The sequence below is a fragment of the Pseudomonas sp. EA_15y_Pfl1_P101 genome (assembly GCF_963970835.1).
Taxonomy (GTDB): domain Bacteria; phylum Pseudomonadota; class Gammaproteobacteria; order Pseudomonadales; family Pseudomonadaceae; genus Aquipseudomonas; species Aquipseudomonas tritici.
In genome coordinates this window covers 1-18,446 of the sequence record NZ_CAXAPA010000005.1, presented here as the reverse complement: position 1 = coordinate 18,446, position 18,446 = coordinate 1, and the positions used below count along the sequence as shown (strand labels likewise).

Genomic DNA, 18,446 nt, shown 5'->3' with positions numbered 1-18,446 from the left:
GCGGCCTATTGTGGGAGCGAGCTTGCTCGCGAAGGTGATGAGTCAGCAAAACAAAAGAGGTGCTGATTGACATACCGCATTCGCGAGCAGGCCCGCTCCCACAAGGGGTTCAGCGTAACAATGGCGCCTTTCGCACACCCAACCGACTGATCCACACCGCCCCCAGAATCACCAACCCACCCAAGGCCAAGCGGCCCAGCGGTTCGTGCTGGCTCCAGATCAGCAGGTTCAGCAGCAGCCCCACCGGCACATGCAGATTGTTCATCACCGCCAAGGTGCCGCCATGGACCAGGCAGGCGCCTTTGTTCCACCAATACATCCCCAGGGCGGTGCTGACCAGTCCAAGAAACACCAGCACGCCCCATTGCAGCGGTGCTTCCGGCAGAAAGTTCGACTTGCCGAACAGCAGGAACGCCGGCAACACCACCAGCAACGCGCCCACGTAAAAGTAACCAAAGCGTCGGTAGTGCGGCAAATCACTGGGATAACGAGCGACCAAGTGCTTGTACATCACCTGCCCGGCGGCGTAGGTGAAGTTGGCCAGTTGCAACAGCAGGAAGCCCCCAAGGAAGTGCGGGGTGATCTGGTCGAAACGGATCACCGCCGCGCCGGCTACCGCCACCAACGCGGCGATCAACGCCCAGGGGTTGAAACGGCGGTTGAGGGCATCTTCGATAAGGGTCACGTGCAGCGGCGTGAGAATGGTGAACAGCAGCACCTCCGGCACCGTGAGCACGCGAAAGCTCAGGTACAGGCACACGTAGGTCACGCCAAACTGCAGCGCGCCAATCACCAGCATGCCGCGCATGAAGGCTGGCTCCACCGAACGCCAGCGCGTCAGCGGGATAAATATCAGCCCGGCCAGCAACACGCGCACCAGCACGGCAAAGTAGCTGTCGACGTGACCGGCGAGGTATTCGCCGATCAAGCTGAAGGAAAATGCCTGAATCAGAGTGACAACCAGTAGATAGCCCATGCGCGCCTCATTTCGAATGGGCGGGACATTAAAGGTTTTCGACGATTGAAGAAACTCGGGGCAAAAAAAACCCGACCTCGCTAATGCGTCAGTCGGGCAGGAGCACTCAGGAGCAAAAAGTGCAAAGGGAGGTTCGATACGCGTACTTGAAGGGTTGCGTGGAGCTAGATAAACATCGAGGGATTATCTGGCGATTAAAAGATCAGGCGACCTGTGCCAGCAGCGCCTTGGCGTGGTTAATGCCTTTTTCCTGGAAGTCCCCACTCAGGTTCACCCCTTCGGCGTGAATGAAGGTGACGTCGTGAATCCCGATGAATGCCATAACCTGACGCAGGTAGGGTTCCTGGTGATCGGAGGTGGCACCCGTGTGGATGCCGCCGCGCGCGGTGAGCACGATGGCGCGCTTGCCGGCCAGCAAACCCTGAGGGCCGGTGGCGGTGTATTTGAAGGTCACACCCGCACGCAACACGTGATCCAGCCAGGCCTTGAGGGTGCTGGGGATGGCAAAGTTGTACATCGGTGCAGCCATCACCAATACGTCGGCCGCCAGCAGTTCGTTGGTCAATTCGTCGGAGCGCTCCAGGGACGCCTGCTCGTTGCCGTTGCGTTGATCCGCAGGTTTCATCCAGCCGCCGAGCAAGTTGGCGTCCAGGTGCGGGACCGGGTTGAGGGCCACGTCACGCACAGTGATCTGATCCGCCGAGTGGGCGGCCTGCCATTGGCTGATGAACTGCCGGGTGAGTTGGCGGGAAATCGAATCCTGCTGGCGGGCGCTGCTTTCGATGATCAGAACATTGGACATGGCTTTGTAGGCTCCATCTGTAATTGCTGTAATTCGATGGAGTGAAGATTAAACAGAGCCAATTCGATTAAAAAGCGCAAAAAACTGCTATAACCCATCTATAAATCTGCTTATAAACGGAGTATCGCTGTCGGCATGCTCCGCTCTCGGGTTACTTCGGCGCGCAAGCCAAGGCGATGCGCATCTTGATAATGGCGCGGTTGAACTTGGCCGTGGTGTTCGTGCTTTTTCCCGCCGGCACCGTGACCGTACGGCGACGCGGTGATTCCGGGCCGTTGGTGAAGGTTACCGAGCATACGGCGTCAATCGTGCCGTAGTTATTGAGCTGGATCGAACTGATATCGCCGTCCACATCGTAGGTGGTGTAATCGATACTGACGCCGTCGATCTTTTTTTTGACGTCGATGGGGTAGGCAAATGCGCTCATCGGCAGCAGCGCCAGCAACACACAACAGAATTTTCTCATTCGGCAGTCTCCAATAAGGGCTGTCAGCTTAGGACAAGAGGAACCCATCTTGAAAGCGCCCCGCGTTACCCTCGATCAGTGGCGCACGTTGCAAGCCGTGGTCGACCATGGCGGCTTCGCCCAGGCGGCCGAAGCGCTGCACCGTTCGCAGTCTTCGGTGAGCTACACCGTGGCCCGCATGCAAGACCAGCTCGGTGTACCGCTGCTGCGCATTGATGGGCGCAAGGCGGTGCTCACCGACGCCGGTGAAGTGCTGTTGCGCCGCTCCCGGCAACTGGTGAAAAACGCCAGCCAGCTGGAAGACCTCGCGCACCATATGGAGCAGGGCTGGGAAGCCGAGGTCCGTCTGGTGGTGGACGCGGCCTATCCGAACGCGCGCCTTGTACGCGCCCTCTCCGCCTTCATGCCGCAGAGCCGTGGTTGCCGCGTGCGCCTGCGTGAGGAGGTGCTGTCGGGCGTTGAAGAGCTGCTGATTGAAGGCGTGGCCGACCTGGCGATTTGCGGCTTTAGCATCCCCGGCTACCTGGGCACGGAAATGAGCGATGTGGAATTTGTCGCCGTGGCCCACCCCGAGCACACCCTGCACCGCATGAATCGCGAACTGAGTTTCCAGGACCTGGAAAGCCAGATGCAGGTGGTGATCCGCGACTCCGGTCGCCAGCAACCGCGCGATGTGGGCTGGCTCGGCGCCGAACAGCGCTGGACCGTCGGCAGCCTGGCCACCGCCGCCGCCTTTGTGGGCAGCGGCCTGGGCTTTGCCTGGTTGCCTCGGCATATGATCGAACGTGAACTCACCGAAGGCGTGCTCAAGCAGCTACCCTTGGAACAAGGTGGCAGCCGCCACCCCACGTTCTACCTGTATTCCAACAAAGACAAACCCTTGGGGCCGGCGACGCAGATCCTCGTGGAACTGCTGCGCGCCTTTGACACGGCACCCCTGGACGCGCCTTTCGCCGCCCCCCGGCAAGCCTGAAACGGAGTTCATGCATGGCCTGGTTCGACCACGAAGGATGCAGCCTGCACTACGAAGAATACGGCCACGGCACCCCGCTGATCCTGATCCACGGCCTGGGCTCAAGTTGCCAGGATTGGGAGCTGCAGATTCCGGTGCTGGCCAAACATTACCGCCTGCTCGTGGTGGATGTGCGCGGTCACGGGCGCTCGGATAAACCGCACGAACGCTACAGCATCCAGGGCTTCACCTTTGATCTGCTCGCGCTGATCGAACACCTGGACCTGCCGCCCGCCCATGTGGTGGGTTTATCCATGGGCGGCATGATTGCCTTCCAACTGGCGGTGGATGAACCGGCGCGGGTCAAGAGCCTGTGCATCGTCAACAGCGCGCCGGAGGTGAAGGTACGCAGCGCCGATGATTACTGGCAGTGGGCCAAGCGCTGGAGCCTGGCGCGCGTGTTCAGCCTCGCCACTATCGGCAAGGCGCTGGGCGACCGCTTGTTTCCCAACCCGCACCAGGCCGACCTGCGCCGCAAGATGGCCGAACGCTGGGCAAAAAACGACAAACGTGCTTATCTCGCCAGCTTCGATGCGATTGTAGGCTGGGGTGTGCAGGAACGCCTTTCGAGGATTGCCTGTCCAACCCTGGTCATCAGCGCCGACCACGACTACACCCCCGTGGCGCAAAAAGAAAACTATGTAAAACTGCTGCCCGATGCGCGACTGGTGGTGATCAGAGATTCCCGCCATGCCACGCCCTTAGATCAACCTGAAGTCTTTAACGCCACGCTGCTCGATTTTCTAAAGACAGTCGAAACCACTACCCAGGATCATTGACCCATGCTGAAAAAAATCGCCTTTCTTGCCGGTTCTGTTTTGTTCGCTGCCAACCTGATGGCGGCCGAACCCGCCAAGGCGCCTCACGTACTGATCACCACCACCAACGGCGACATTGAAATCGAACTGGACCCGGTCAAGGCCCCGATCAGCACCAAGAATTTCCTGGCCTATGTCGACAAGGGCTTCTACAACAACACGATTTTCCACCGTGTGATCCCGGGCTTCATGGTCCAGGGCGGTGGGTTCACCCAATCGATGTCGCAAAAGCCAACCGAAGCGCCGATCAAGAACGAAGCCAGCAATGGCCTGCATAACGTACGTGGCACCTTGTCCATGGCGCGCACCAGTGATCCGGATTCGGCCACCAGCCAGTTCTTCATCAATGTGGCCGACAACGCTTTCCTCGACCCAGGCCGTGATCGCGGTTATGCCGTATTCGCCAAAGTGGTCAAGGGCATGGACGTGGTCGACGTGATCGTCAATTCGCAGACCACCACCAAGCAAGGCATGCAGAACGTGCCTATCGATCCTGTCTACATCAAGTCGGCCAAGCGCATCGACTGAGGTCTGCAGGAAGCTCCGTGCGCAGCCCACAAGGCTACGCGCGCATTTGAACAGGAGAGCCCGCCAGGCGGGCGTCAACCCTAATGCTCTATCGTCGTTTTGAACAACTGATCGATATTTTCCGCGACGCGCCAAGCGCCGCCCCGCCCGATAAAGTCCTGCCGTTCTACCTCTACTACCTGCGCCAGGTGTGGCCGTGTTTTGCCGCGCTGTTGGTGGTGGGCTTGATCGGCGCATTGATCGAAGTCGCGCTGTTCAGCTACCTGAGCCGTATCATCGACCTGGCCCAAGGCACGCCGCCCGCCAACTTCTTCCAGGTCCACAGCACCGAGCTGATCTGGATGGCCGTAGTTGCCCTGTTGCTGCGTCCGATCTTCGGCGCCCTGCACGACCTGCTGGTGCACCAGACCATTAGCCCCGGCATGACCAGCCTGATCCGCTGGCAGAACCATAACTACGTACTCAAGCAGAGCCTGAACTTCTTCCAGAATGACTTCGCCGGGCGTATCGCCCAGCGCATCATGCAAACCGGCAACTCGCTGCGTGACTCTGCCGTGGCTGCGGTGGACGCGATCTGGCACGTGGCGATCTACGCCATCAGTTCCCTGGTGCTGTTTGCCGAGGCCGACTGGCGCCTGATGATCCCACTGGTGAGCTGGATCATCTGCTACAGCCTGGCATTGCGCTATTTCGTGCCCCGCGTGAAGGAGCGCTCGGTGATTTCGTCCGAGGCGCGCTCCAAACTGATGGGCCGCATCGTCGATGGCTACACCAACATCACCACCTTGAAGCTGTTTGCCCATACTCAATCCGAGCAGGAATACGCCAAGGAAGCGATCATCGAGCAGACTGAAAAAACCCAGCTGGCCAGCCGCGTGGTGACCAGCATGGACGTGGTGATCACCACCATGAACGGCCTGCTGATTGTCACCACCAGCGGCCTGGCGCTGTGGCTGTGGACGCAGTCGCTGATTTCCGTGGGCGCCATCGCGCTGGCCACCGGCCTGGTCATTCGCATCGTCAACATGTCCGGCTGGATCATGTGGGTGGTCAACGGCATTTTCGAAAACATCGGCATGGTGCAGGACGGCCTGAAAACCATCGCACAGCCACTGGCCGTGATCGACCGCGACAACGCCCCGCGCCTCAGTGTGCCCCGGGGCGAAGTGCGCTTCGAGCAGGTAGATTTCCACTACGGCAAGAAGAGCGGGATCATTGGCGGCCTTAACCTTGAGATCAAGGCCGGTGAAAAGATCGGCCTGATCGGCCCGTCCGGTGCGGGCAAGTCGACGCTGGTCAACCTGTTGCTGCGACTCTACGACCTGCAAGGCGGGCGCATCCTGATCGACGGCCAGAATATCGCCGAGGTCGCCCAGGAAAGCCTGCGCGCACAGATCGGCATGATCACCCAGGACACCTCGTTGCTGCACCGCTCGATCCGCGACAATCTGCTGTACGGCAAGCCCGACGCCACCGACGAAGAACTCTGGGCCTCCGTGCACAAGGCCCGCGCCGACGAGTTCATCCCGCTGCTCTCGGACGCTGAAGGCCGTACAGGGCTGGATGCTCACGTGGGTGAGCGCGGCGTGAAACTCTCCGGTGGGCAACGCCAACGTATCGCCATCGCCCGCGTACTGCTCAAGGACGCGCCGATTTTGATCATGGACGAAGCCACGTCAGCCCTGGACTCGGAAGTGGAAGCGGCGATCCAGGAAAGCCTGGAGACCTTGATGAAAGGCAAGACGGTGATTGCGATTGCGCACCGCTTGTCGACCATTGCACGGATGGACCGCCTGGTGGTGCTGGAGAAGGGCCTGATTGCCGAGAGTGGCAGCCATGCCGAGTTGCTGGCGCATGGGGGGTTGTATGCGCGGTTGTGGCAGCACCAGACGGGTGGCTTCGTCGGTATCGACTGAAACAACACCGCGATCCCCTGTGGGAGCCGCAATCGTGCTGTACGCAGTGCACTGCCCACACGGGCGCGGAAGTAAATCTGCAGGGAGCATCACTGATTTACTGATTCGGTAGAGCGATCTATCAAGGACGTGTTGCACGTGTTCAAGCGTTCAGTCACAGCGGGGTTAGGTACGGTTTGGTTGGTGTTGGCCGCGTGTTGGCGGAAGGTTTCGGGCCAGGGAATTACCGGTGTACATCGTGGCGCAGGTTGTCAGCGGGGTTTGTCAGAAGGGCTGACTTCTATTAAAACGTAAATAGTCGTGATGAAAATATAATAAAAAAAAGCGCGTTTTTTTGCGTAAACAGAATTGTAGCCTAGGGTTTATCATTGTTTACCTTGCATAAACATGAGCGAATTCAGCGCGCGTTCATGTTGCGCAAACAGGCACTCTCAACTTCGGTCCGGGCGAACAAGTTCAGCAGTCCCGAACTGCAAGTGGCACACGACTGCATTGCGCGTTTGAAAGGTGAGAACGAGCGTCTACAGAGGGAGAATGATCGGCTACTCGAACAATTTGTACGGTGGGCCTACAACGCTTACAGCCGGGATTGGATGAGCAGTTTCCATCCCACCCTCTACCCACCATCAATCGACAGCAGATTCCAAAGCTGTAACAGCCTGCAATCGAAAACGACCATATTCACATGCTCATAATGCAAATTATTTCAACGATGTTTAAACTCAGTAGTTACAGGTTGCTCACGACAATGTGCAACATAATATTTCGCTACCGCTGCCGCAATCGTATAAACCACGATCAACTCAAGTAGCTTTCTACCTGTTCTTCCGCGAAAAGCTGCTCGTTAACTGAGGGTGCGCAAACCCCCTCATTTCCTGATAATCAAACTAACGATACGAGCTTTCGTCAGGTGAACTATTACTTGTTGAGACTTTGCGTTCGGCACCCTGCGGGGCCCGTTCCGCGTGGACTGCAAAGGGCTGTGAGGGTGGTATGGCACTGCCATGCAAATCAACATCAGACAGATCTCATAGTATTTCGGTAATTTCCTACATACAAAATTGAATTCATAAAGACTCATGAGTATTTCATAACGCTTGATTATTTATTGGTTGTTTTTAATCTTGTGAGCTGACTAGAATCCTCCTCGGTAATTTCCTACCACGCAATACACCAAATAGTAATTTTGCTCTGAGCTGCCTGGTTTTCGTGATGGCGTTCTTCCGTCTCGTAGAGTTATGTCTGGAGGATGTATGGCTTCAAACAGCTTTCAAAATGAAGTGCCCAAGGCACGGGTCAATATCAAGCTCGATTTGCACACCGGCGGGGCACAGAAAAAAATTGAATTACCACTGAAGCTGATGGTGATGGGCGATTACAGTAACGGTAAAGAACAGCGCTCGTTATCAGAAAGAAGCAAGGTAGGCATTAATAAAAACAACTTCGACAGTGTCTTAGCTGAGTTTTCTCCAAGCTTGAAATTGGCGGTGGAAAATACCCTGGTCGATGATGACGCCGACACCGCTGTCGCGTTGAATTTCCAGAGCATGAAAGATTTCGAGCCAGAGCAGGTAGCGCGGCAAATTCCGCAACTGCGAGCCCTGCTGGCGATGCGCAATCTGCTACGCGACCTCAAATCCAACCTGTTGGACAACGCGACCTTCCGCCACGAGCTGGAACGCATCCTCAGAGATGACGCGCTGAGTGACGAGCTACGAGTCGAACTGGCCGCTCTGGCACCACAAGAAGATCGTTAATTGCCCTCGGTTCGTTAATAAGGAAGTTTTTACCATGTCCGCAGAACAATCATCCGCACCCTCGCAGTTGACTAAAACCCACGACGCAGACAGCGGCCAAGGTATCTATGGCGCTTTGTTCGCCAAGATCAACCTCAGCCCGGTTGCGCAGTTGAGTGGCATCGAAGCGTTTCAAAACTCCGAGGCCCTGTCCGAAGCGTCTGCGGATGAACGGGTCACTGCGGCCGTCAGTGTCTTCCTGGACCTGCTCAAACAGTCGTCACATAAAGTCGAGCGCCTAGACAAAGCCCTGCTGGATGAACACATTGCGTCGTTGGACGCACAGATCAGCCGTCAACTCGACGCGGTCATGCATCATCCCGACTTTCAGCGTGTCGAGTCGACTTGGCGCGGCGTGAAATCGTTGATTGACCAGACCGATTTCCGCCAGAACGTGCGTATCGAACTGTTGGATATCAGCAAGGATCATCTGGTCCAAGACTTCGAAGATGCGCCTGAAATTGCCCAAAGCGGTCTGTATCTGCACACCTACACCCAGGAATACGACACCCCGGGTGGCGAGCCGATTGCAGCGGCGATTTCCAACTACGAGTTCAATCGCGGCCCGCAGGATATTGCTCTTTTGCGTAATATCTCCAAAGTGGCAGCAGCGGCGCACATGCCGTTCATTGGTTCCGTAGGTCCTGCGTTCTTTGGCAAGCAGTCGATGGAAGAAGTGGCGGCGATCAAAGATATCGGCAACTACTTTGACCGGGCCGAATACATTAAGTGGAAGGCGTTCCGCGACAGCGACGACTCCCGTTACATCGGTTTGCTCATGCCCCGCGTGCTGGGTCGTCTGCCGTATGGCCCGGACACTGTCCCGGTGCGCAGCTTTAACTATAGCGAAAGCGTCAAGGGCCCGGATCACGAGAAATACCTGTGGACCAACGCTTCGTTCGCTTTCGCCGCCAACATGGTCAAGAGCTTTATCACCAACGGTTGGTGCGTACAGATTCGCGGACCGCAATCGGGTGGCGCAGTCACCGATCTGCCGATTCACCTGTACGACCTGGGCACTGGCAACCAGGTGAAGATTCCTTCCGAGGTAATGATTCCGGAAACCCGCGAATTCGAATTCGCCAACCTCGGGTTCATCCCACTGTCGTACTACAAGAACCGCGACTACGCGTGTTTCTTCTCGGCCAACTCGGCGCAAAAGCCGGCGCTGTATGACACTGCTGACGCCACGGCCAACAGCCGAATCAATGCGCGTCTGCCGTACATCTTCCTGCTGTCGCGCATCGCCCATTACCTGAAGCTGATCCAGCGCGAAAACATCGGGACGACCAAGGACCGCCGTTTGCTGGAACTGGAGCTGAACAAGTGGATCGGTGGCCTGGTCACCGAAATGACCGACCCTGGCGACGACTTGCAAGCCTCCCACCCGCTGCGCGATGCCAAGGTGACGGTAGAAGACATCGAGGACAACCCTGGCTTCTTCCGCGTCAAGCTGTACGCGGTGCCGCACTTTCAGGTCGAAGGCATGGACGTGAACTTGTCGCTGGTTTCGCAGATGCCCAAGGCAAAAGCCTAAGCCACTTCGTAGGGAAATGATGTCATGAAGATCGACCGCCCCCTGTGGGCTGCGGGGGCCTTACTGTCCCCGCAACAATTCCAGCAGCAGGCACGCTGGGAGGCCTGGGCTAACGAGAGTGTGGCCCATCTGTCTCTGGTACACCCCTGGGGTGTTCAGGGGGTGGCGTTCGACCTGCAAGCCTTACGCCTGGGTAAGCTCAAGGCCACTCATGTGCGGGTGCGTATGCCTGATGGCACGTTGGTCGATACCGACCATGTGGATCGGTTGCCAGCCGCCCTGGAGTTGGCTCGCCTGCTGCCCGATGACGCCCAAGAGGCTACGTTGCTCTTGGCGTTGCCACTGGAACAAGCCAATGGCAATAACTGTGTGTTCGACGGAGCGAGGGCCGAGCGGCCAACGCGTTATCGCCAGGATTGGCGGCAAGTGCAGGATATCTACGCCGACGAGGTGCAGTCGATTGGCGTGCTGGAGCACGCCCTGACCCTGCGCTTGGCTGACGACGAAAATGCCGATTACCTGACCTGTCCGATCGTACGTCTGGTGCGTGACGGACAGGGCGAGTGGAACCTTGATCCTGATTATGTGCCGCCGTTACTCAGCTTCGCGGCCCATCCAGGGCTGCTGACCCAGCTCGATAACCTGCTGACCCAATTGTCCGCCAAGCGGCAACGGCTGATGGGCATGCGCCGCGAGAGCAATCAGCGCATGGCGGATTTTGCCGTGGCCGATGTGTCGTTGTTCTGGTTGCTCAATGCATTGAACACCTACCAACCGGTACTGGCCGACCTCAAGGTACATCCGGCACGGCACCCCGAACAGGTGTACCTGGAGCTGATCAAGCTGGCCGGCAGCCTGCTGACTTTTTCGCTGGAGCAGGACCTGGACTGTATTCCTGCTTACCGACACGAACAGCTGGAAAGTGTATTCCCGCCCCTGATGCGCACCATCTCCACCTTGCTGGAAGCCAGTCTGCCGTCGCGGGTTATTGCCCTGGAGTTGGAGGAAGTGGGGGCTAATCGCTGGCAAGTCACACTCAACGATGCACGCCTGCGTGAGAGGGACGGTGCTGACTTCTACCTGTCGGTGCGCTGCCGAATGCCGGCGGCACAGTTGCAGAGCCAGTTCCCGCGCCTGTGCAAGGTGGGGACGCCGGACGATGTCGATTACCTGGTCAACGCAGCCCTCGACGGTGTGCCGTTGCAGCCGCTCAGCCATGTGCCAGCAGCCATTCCATTGCGCCTGGAAAACCAGTACTTCGCCCTTGATCTGGGCCATGCCAAAGGGCAAGCGATGCTGGCTGAAGGGACCTGCGCGTTCTATGTGCCGAGCACGCTGGTTGACATCAAACTCGAACTGTTTGCGGTACTGCGCGCATGAATCTGACTCCCTCGAAAAAACATGCCGTCACCGCGCAGGAGCTTGATGCGCTGTTGCAAGACAGCTACCTACTGGTCGTCGAACTGCGCCAGGGCGCCTCGATACAAGATGGTCCGGAACTGTGGAAACGCTGCGAGAAGCAGGTCGAGCAGGTCCAGCAGGGGCTCAAGGATGCGAACATAAACACACGCAGCATTGAGCTGATCAGTCACGCCCTGTGTGCCTTGCTGGACGAGACCGCGCTCAGCTGTGCCAAGGGTGATGCCCATGCCCAATGGGCCAGTGAGCCCTTGCAGGCCAAGTTCTTCAATCGCCACCAGGCCGGTGAGTTTTTGTATGAAGACATGCGCGAATCACTTCGCCAGCCCTCGCCTGACGTACTGGTACTGACAGCCTTTCAGCGGGTCCTGATGCTCGGCTTTCAGGGCCGGTACCGTAACGTGGGCGATCCCGAGCGTGAGCAACTGCTGGACGCGTTGAATGCACGGGTCGCCCCCCTGGCGCTCAACCAGGCGGTCATGACCCAGGGCATCGGCCATCGAATGAATCCTCTGCGTGGGTTGCGATCTCCACTGGTTCATATCCTGGCGGCGGGCCTGTTACTGATCGGTGCTTGGTGGGGGTTGGATCACTGGCTGGGCAGTCTGATCGCCACGCTTGTACCTGGCCAGGCGTGAGTGGTGGTATGACGCTCAAGCTGACACAAAACCTTTGGCTGTGGGGCGGCACGCTTGCCTTGATGCTGCTGATGGTCATACCGTTCGCCGGCTGGATAAGTGCCGTGGCGGCATTGGTCGTTGTGATCGTGGTCGCCTGGGCCTGGGTCCGGGTGGGACGCCGTTTTGCACGGCAGGGCCAGCAGTTGGTGTTGGTCGGCGATACCTTCCTGCCACCGACTGCCTACCGTCAGCCGGTGATATTGGTCTGTGGCGATGGCCTGAGTGGTCTATTCGGTGCGGTGCCAGCTGACCAATTGGCCCTGCGCACCACCTCGCAGGGGTGTTATGTGCGTATCCCCAGCCTTGAGCAACTATTACCGATCATCACGGGCATCCAGGCCTTTCGCCCGGACTGGGGTGGGCAACTTAGCGTCATGTTTGTTGCCAACCCCGGCGAGCACACCGACGCAGCAGAGCTTGCGGGTCAGGTGCGCGTCTTTTGCCATCAGCTCGCCCTGGTGCGCAAGCGCGGCCTGGCACTGCCGCTAATGCTGGTGAGTTATGTGCAAGCCGCAAAAGGCGAAAGGACCTGGTTCAGTTGGGAGGCCGGTCAACCCAGCCCTCTGGTGCGCGAGGCTGGTGCCTGTATCAGCCTGACCGACTGGCAGCGGCAGGCCGCCGACAGTGCAACCTACGCCGCACGTTTGTGCAGGAGCGTTCAGGTCAGCAGCGTGGCGACGTGGCTGAAGGAAACACTACTTCCGCACTTCGAGCCCCGTGACACTCATCACCCACTGGCCTGCGCCATCACTCTGGTACCGGTTCTACCCCTACAGGTCGCCGGCAATCTATGGCAACAATGGTTACGTGACAAGGTGGGGTTGAGTGATGCCGGGCAACCGCTGGTGGAGGTAAGTCCGGCTTTACCGTTTCCTGATCCCTTGCTGAATCTGCTGCCGCTCCACGCCCGACGCTCCCCAGCCCTGTGGGCAAGTGTAGTGGCGTGCTGGTTGTTTGCGGTAGCTGGCGTCGTGGCCCTGGCCAGCTCGGCATGGCAGAACAACCTGCTGCTGCGGCAGGTCAGTGACGACTTGCGACGCTATGCCTCCATTCCCCCAGCCGAGCGTCGTGACCAACCCCAATTCGTCTTGCGTGAAAACGCTGTTGCAGTGTTGCGCCAAGATGCCAGTCGCCTGGACGACTACTACCGACAGGGCGAACCGCTGGCACTGGGCCTGGGACTGTATCGCGGCGAAATTTTGCGCCAGCCGCTGTTGGCGACCATCGCCAGTCATCGACAACCGCCCAAAGCCCCCCCGCTTGCGAAGGTTCCCAACCCGGTGCGCCTGGACAGCCTGTCACTGTTCGGCACGGGCAGCGCTGAACTTAAGGCTGGCTCGACCAAGGTGCTGATCAACGCCCTGGTCAACATCAAGGCCCAGCCAGGCTGGCTGATTGTTATTGCCGGGCATACCGATGTCACCGGCAGCCCCGAGCAAAACCTTGAACTGTCCCGCGCCCGCGCCGCCTCGGTGCGTGACTGGATGCAGCGCATGGGCGACATCCCCGACAGTTGTTTTGCGGTCCAGGGCTTTGGTGCCAACCAGCCAGTGGCCAGCAATGACACCGAGGTTGGGCGTGCTGCCAACCGTCGCGTCGATATCCGTCTGGTGCCGGAGGTGGGGGCCTGTGCGTTGCCCACAGCGGTGCTGGACAGACACCCCCGGCCGCATCCAGCGGCATTCAAATTTTGAGAAAAGGAGCTTTACATGGCTATTCCCGTTTACCTCTGGCTGCAAGATGACGGCGGTGCTGAAATCAAAGGGTCCGTGGACGTACAAAAGCGCGAAGGCAGTATCGAGGTCATCGCCCAGGACCACAGCCTGTACATCCCCACCGACAACAACACCGGCAAGCTGACTGGCACCCGGGTGCACACCCCGTTCCTGTTCTCCAAGGAAATCGATGCGTCCAGTCCTTACCTGTACAAGGCGGTGACCACTGGCCAGACCCTCAAGAGCGCCGAGTTCAAGTGGTACCGCATCGATGACGCCGGCCAGGAAGTCGAGTACTTCATCACCAAGCTGGAAAACGTCAAGGTCGTAAAAGTCGCGCCGAAAATGCACGACGTCAAAGACCCGAGCAAGGAAAAGCACAACCACCTGGAGCAGATCGAGCTGCGTTACGAGAAGGTCACCTGGACCTACAAAGACGGCAACATCATTCACTCCGATTCCTGGAACGAACGCCAGAGCGCCTGATGCGAGAAGGCCAGCAGGCGGGTTTCCGTCTGCTGGTTCGCGGTGTGCAGGGTTGAGCGTCCGCTCGCGGGCGCTGAGCCAAACACATCGAACTGTCTGTGCTGTAGACGGCACACCGAAAATCCACAACAGGGATGTATCCCATGGCTCAGAGTTCTGCCCGTTTGCTTCGCCGCCTCAACCCCTATTGCGCTCAGGCACTGAGCGCGGCGGCATCCTTGTGCCAGAGCCGCGCCCATGGGCTGATCAGTATCGAGCACTGGTTGCTCAAGTTGCTGGAGCAGGGCGAAGGCGACCTGACCCTCATCGCCCGTCGCTACGAATGGGATATGGATGCACTCTGGCGCGGCCTGCTCGATCACCTCGACAGTCTGCCGCGCAGTGTGCAGGCCAAGCCGCAGCTGTGTGGCAAGCTGCAACAACTGATCAAGAACGCCTGGTTGCAGGCATCCCTGGATGGCAACAACGACACGTTGCGCTCGGCCCACCTGCTCGGCGCACTGCTGGAGACGCCCAGCCTGCTCACCTGTGATGCCGCCTGGCCGCTGCTCAGTATCAGCGACACCCAGTTACAGCGGTTATTCGAAATGCTCGACCAGCATTCCGAAGAGCGGCCACAGGTGCAACAAGAGGCCGTGCTGAACCGAACCGAGACCTCTGTAACACAGGCTTCATCCAGTGCGGACAAGTCAGAAGCCCTGAAAGTCATCTTGGACAAATTCACCCACGACGTTACCGCTAAGGCCTGGGCGGGACAGATCGATCCGGTGTTCGGCCGTGACGATGAGATTAGGCAGGTCATCGACATTCTCAGTCGCCGGCGCAAGAACAACCCGATCTTGGTGGGTGAACCCGGGGTGGGTAAAACCGCGCTGGTTGAAGGCCTTGCATTGCGCATCGTTGAAGGCAATGTCCCTGACAGCCTCAAGCCTGTCAGTGTTCGCACGCTGGATCTGGGCCTGCTGCAGGCCGGCGCCGGGGTGAAAGGCGAGTTCGAACAACGCCTGAAAAACGTCATCGACGCCGTGCAGCAATCGCCTCACCCGGTACTGCTGTTTATCGACGAAGCGCACACCCTGATCGGCGCCGGCAACCAGGCCGGCGGTGCTGACGCCGCCAACCTACTCAAGCCTGCCCTGGCGCGCGGCGAGTTGCGCACCATCGCAGCCACGACCTGGAGCGAATACAAACAGTATTTTGAACGTGACGCCGCCCTGGAACGACGTTTCCAGATGGTCAAGGTCGACGAACCGGATGACGCCAACGCCAGCCTGATGCTGCGCGGCCTCAAGGCGCGTTATGCCAGCCACCATGGCGTGCATATTCTGGACGCTGCGGTACAGGCGGCGGTCAACCTGTCGCGGCGCTACCTGACCGGCCGCCAACTGCCGGACAAGGCCGTCGACCTGCTGGATACCGCCAGCGCAAGGGTACGCATGAGCCTCGATTGCGAGCCCCAGGCGCTGGTCCGCATCAAGGCCCGGCAGACCGCCCTGGAGCTGGAGCGTCAAGCCCTAGAAGAAGATCAACAACTGAGTGGCAGCTCCGCAGGCGAGCGTTTGGCGATCATCGCTGCGCAACACGCCGACCTGCACCGCCAGCAACTAGAGCTTGAGGAGCAATACCGCCGCGAACTCGACCTCACCCAACAACTGCTTGATGCCCGTCAGGCCGAACCGCCACGGATGGACGCTTGCCTGCACCTGCAACAACAACTGAGCGACGCCCAGGGCAACCAGCCATTGCTCTCCCTGGACGTTGACGCCCGCAGCGTGGCCGAAGTGATTGCCGACTGGACCGGCGTGCCGCTGGGCAGCTTGCTAAAGGACGAACAAGCCAACCTGCTGGAGCTGGAGCAACAACTGGGTGAACAAGTGATCGGCCAGGACCACGCCCTCGGCGCCTTGGCCCAACGCCTGCGTGCGGCCAAGACCGGACTCACGGACGAGAAGGCACCGCTGGGTGTGTTCCTGCTGGTGGGCACCAGTGGCGTCGGCAAGACCGAAACCGCCCTGGCCCTGGCCGACAAGCTGTTCGGTGGCGAAAAATCACTGATCACCATCAACCTCTCGGAATACCAGGAAGCCCACACGGTCAGCCAGCTCAAAGGCTCGCCGCCCGGTTACGTCGGTTATGGCCAGGGCGGTGTGCTCACTGAAGCGGTGCGTCAACGTCCTTACAGCGTGGTGCTACTCGATGAGGTAGAAAAAGCGCACCGCGACGTCCTCAATCTTTTTTATCAAGTCTTCGACCGTGGCTGCATGCGTGATGGCGAAGGACGGGAAATCGACTTTCGTAATACGGTCATTCTGATGACCTCCAACCTGGGTAGCGATGAACTGCAAGCCTGCCTGCAAGAGTTCCCCGGCGCGCCGGACAGCATTCTGCACGAGCTGCTGCGCCCGATCCTGCGCGAGCACTTCCAGCCGGCCCTGTTGGCGCGCTTCCAGACTTTGATCTACCGCCCGCTGCAAGCCGACGCCCTCAAAAACATCGTCGCGATCAAGCTTGCTCAGGTCGCCAAACGTCTGCAGCGCCACTACGGGTTGGATTGCCAGATCGACGCAGCCCTCAACGAGGCCCTGGTGACCGCCTGCCTGCTGCCTGACACGGGAGCGCGCAACATCGACAGTCTGCTCAATCAGCAGATCCTGCCGGTGCTCAGTCAGCAATTGCTGCAACGCCAGGCCGCCCAGCAGAAAATCCTCGGCGTGACCCTGGGCTACAGCGATGAAGAAGGCATTGTGCTGAATTTCACAGACACCCAAGACGCGACATTACCCGTCGCCATGGAGGTCTGAACATGCTCAACGAACTGCGCACTTTCTTCGATCACAGCCGTCACACACTCACCGTTCGCGACGTTGACGCACGGCTCGACGTTCTCGCTTTCGAGGGTTCAGAGGCCCTGAGCCAACCGTTCAACTACCGTGTTGAATTCACCTGCTTCGACAGCGATATCGGCGCCGAAAAAATCCTCGGCCAGAACGCCTGTTTCAGCCTGCACGGTGCACCGCACAACCTGCCGTTTTTGGGCCTGAGTGCGCCCAAGGTCAAGCCACTGCGCACGCTGCACGGTGTGGTCACCGGATTTAAACGCCTGTCCGGCTCCATTGATGAAGCCCGCTACGAAATCACCCTCGAACCACACCTGGCGCTGCTTGGCCAAGGCCGGCAATTTCGGATCTACCAACACCAGTCGGTGCCGCAGATCGTCGAAAGTATTCTGCGTACCCGCCACGATTTTGAAGGCCAGGACTTTCTCTTCAACCTAGTGCGTGAATACCCCAAGCGCGAACAAGTCATGCAGTACGGCGAAAGCGATCTGGCCTTCATCAACCGTCTGCTGGCCGACGTCGGCATCTGGTACCGCTTCACCCGTGACGAGCGCCTGAACATCGACGTGGTGGAGTTTCACGATGACCAACGTCACTATCAGTTCGACGTCGCGCTGGCGTACCGCCCTCAGTCGGGCCTAAGCAGCAGCGGGCAGGATGGCGTGTGGGCCTTGCAATCCAGCCATCAAGTCGTAGAAAAACACGTCAACATCCGCGCCTACCATCACCGTGTTGCCACGGCCCACCTGAATGGCGATGTTGATCAAACCCGTGGTGCCAGCACCACCTACGGTGAGGCCTACCACTACGCCGAACCGTACACCGTACTGGGTGATCCCTATGCCCATGACGAAGACCTGCAAAGCGAAAGCGGTTTTTTCTATGCACGCCTGCGTCATGAACGTTACCTCAATGGCCAGACGCAACTTAGCGGCATCAGCAGCAGCGCCACCTTGGCGCCTGGTCAGGTGCTTAAAATATCCGGTGGCGCCCCGCAGGCTTTTGCACCGGGTGCGGTGATCACTCATTTGACCATCCGCGCTGCTCGCGACCGTAGTTTTGAGGTCAGCTTTGAGGCCATTCCCTACTCGGAAACGGTGTGTTTTCGCCCGGAGCTGAAAGATAAACCGCAAATTGCCGGCACCGTCCCGGCCCGTGTCACCAGCCCGCAGGAGCACGACCCCTACGGCCACATCGATATCGAAGGGCGCTACAAAGTCAGCTTCCTGTTTGACCGCGACAGTTGGAAACCCGGTGAAGAAAGCTTGTGGCTACGCCTGGCCCGACCCTACGCCGGCGATACCCACGGTCTGCACCTGCCGCTGATTCCTGGCACCGAAGTCGCCATTGCCTTTGAACAGGGCGACCCGGACCGTCCGTACATCGCCCATGCCCTGCACGACAGCCAGCACCCCGACCACGTGACGCTGGGTAAACGCGACTACACGCGCAACGTGC

15 protein-coding genes are annotated in these 18,446 nt (G+C 58.9%); 12 read left to right on the top strand and 3 right to left on the bottom strand.

Translation table 11 applies throughout. The features are described 5' to 3' along the window. Nucleotides 1–109: 109 nt before the first annotated feature. The 3 genes from AACY36_RS09195 to AACY36_RS09185 all read right to left on the bottom strand — a co-directional run bounded on the left by AACY36_RS09195 (nt 110) and on the right by AACY36_RS09185 (nt 2,244). A complete protein-coding gene (locus AACY36_RS09195; RefSeq protein WP_339427391.1) occupies nt 110–976 on the bottom strand; it encodes a carboxylate/amino acid/amine transporter in 867 nt (288 codons plus the stop codon). A gap of 202 nt (nt 977–1,178) precedes the next feature. Then, a complete protein-coding gene (locus tag AACY36_RS09190) occupies nt 1,179–1,778 on the bottom strand; it encodes an FMN-dependent NADH-azoreductase (RefSeq protein ID WP_339427390.1) in 600 nt (199 codons plus the stop codon). 151 nt (nt 1,779–1,929) lie between these two features. After that, nucleotides 1,930–2,244 carry a 3-phosphoglycerate kinase gene (locus AACY36_RS09185; RefSeq protein WP_339416734.1) on the bottom strand — a complete coding sequence of 105 codons (315 nt, stop codon included), beginning with the start codon at nt 2,242–2,244 and terminating at the stop codon, nt 1,930–1,932. Nucleotides 2,245–2,293: 49 nt separating this feature from the next. Here AACY36_RS09185 and AACY36_RS09180 point away from each other — a divergent pair, with 49 nt between their 5' ends. From AACY36_RS09180 to AACY36_RS09125, 12 genes are all read left to right on the top strand, one after another. Continuing rightward, complete coding sequence (locus AACY36_RS09180) at nt 2,294–3,217, top strand: LysR family transcriptional regulator (RefSeq protein WP_339416736.1); 924 nt, start codon at nt 2,294–2,296, stop codon at nt 3,215–3,217. A 14-nt stretch (nt 3,218–3,231) separates the two neighbouring features. Beyond that, nucleotides 3,232–4,035 carry an alpha/beta fold hydrolase gene (locus tag AACY36_RS09175; protein ID WP_339427389.1) on the top strand — a complete coding sequence of 268 codons (804 nt, stop codon included), beginning with the start codon at nt 3,232–3,234 and terminating at the stop codon, nt 4,033–4,035. 3 nt (nt 4,036–4,038) lie between these two features. Next, nucleotides 4,039–4,602 (top strand): peptidylprolyl isomerase, encoded by a 564-nt coding sequence (locus AACY36_RS09170; protein ID WP_065873821.1) that lies wholly within the window; start codon nt 4,039–4,041, stop codon nt 4,600–4,602. 83 nt (nt 4,603–4,685) lie between these two features. Then, on the top strand, nt 4,686–6,518 hold the full coding sequence (locus AACY36_RS09165) for an ABC transporter ATP-binding protein (RefSeq protein ID WP_339497005.1): 1,833 nt from the start codon (nt 4,686–4,688) through the stop codon (nt 6,516–6,518). A 1,253-nt stretch (nt 6,519–7,771) separates the two neighbouring features. Then, nucleotides 7,772–8,275, top strand: coding sequence for a type VI secretion system contractile sheath small subunit (gene tssB / locus AACY36_RS09160; protein ID WP_339416743.1), 504 nt, complete (start codon nt 7,772–7,774; stop codon nt 8,273–8,275). Nucleotides 8,276–8,309: 34 nt separating this feature from the next. Next, nucleotides 8,310–9,851 carry a type VI secretion system contractile sheath large subunit gene (tssC, locus tag AACY36_RS09155; RefSeq protein ID WP_339427388.1) on the top strand — a complete coding sequence of 514 codons (1,542 nt, stop codon included), beginning with the start codon at nt 8,310–8,312 and terminating at the stop codon, nt 9,849–9,851. A gap of 24 nt (nt 9,852–9,875) precedes the next feature. Further along, nucleotides 9,876–11,231 (top strand): type VI secretion system baseplate subunit TssK, encoded by a 1,356-nt coding sequence (gene tssK, locus AACY36_RS09150; RefSeq protein WP_339416745.1) that lies wholly within the window; start codon nt 9,876–9,878, stop codon nt 11,229–11,231. Next, nucleotides 11,228–11,908 (top strand): type VI secretion system protein TssL, short form, encoded by a 681-nt coding sequence (gene tssL / locus AACY36_RS09145; protein ID WP_339427386.1) that lies wholly within the window; start codon nt 11,228–11,230, stop codon nt 11,906–11,908. Before tssK ends, tssL begins: the two co-directional genes overlap by 4 nt. A gap of 8 nt (nt 11,909–11,916) precedes the next feature. Then, nucleotides 11,917–13,644, top strand: a complete 1,728-nt coding sequence (locus tag AACY36_RS09140; RefSeq protein ID WP_339416747.1) for an OmpA family protein — start codon at nt 11,917–11,919, stop codon at nt 13,642–13,644. Between the two features lie 15 nt (nt 13,645–13,659). Then, complete coding sequence (locus tag AACY36_RS09135) at nt 13,660–14,151, top strand: Hcp family type VI secretion system effector (protein ID WP_124377347.1); 492 nt, start codon at nt 13,660–13,662, stop codon at nt 14,149–14,151. Between the two features lie 143 nt (nt 14,152–14,294). Continuing rightward, nucleotides 14,295–16,952 carry a type VI secretion system ATPase TssH gene (gene tssH, locus AACY36_RS09130; RefSeq protein WP_339416748.1) on the top strand — a complete coding sequence of 886 codons (2,658 nt, stop codon included), beginning with the start codon at nt 14,295–14,297 and terminating at the stop codon, nt 16,950–16,952. A gap of 2 nt (nt 16,953–16,954) precedes the next feature. After that, nucleotides 16,955–18,446 (top strand): type VI secretion system Vgr family protein (locus AACY36_RS09125; RefSeq protein ID WP_339416749.1); only part of this gene is annotated, 1,492 nt, incomplete at its 3' end.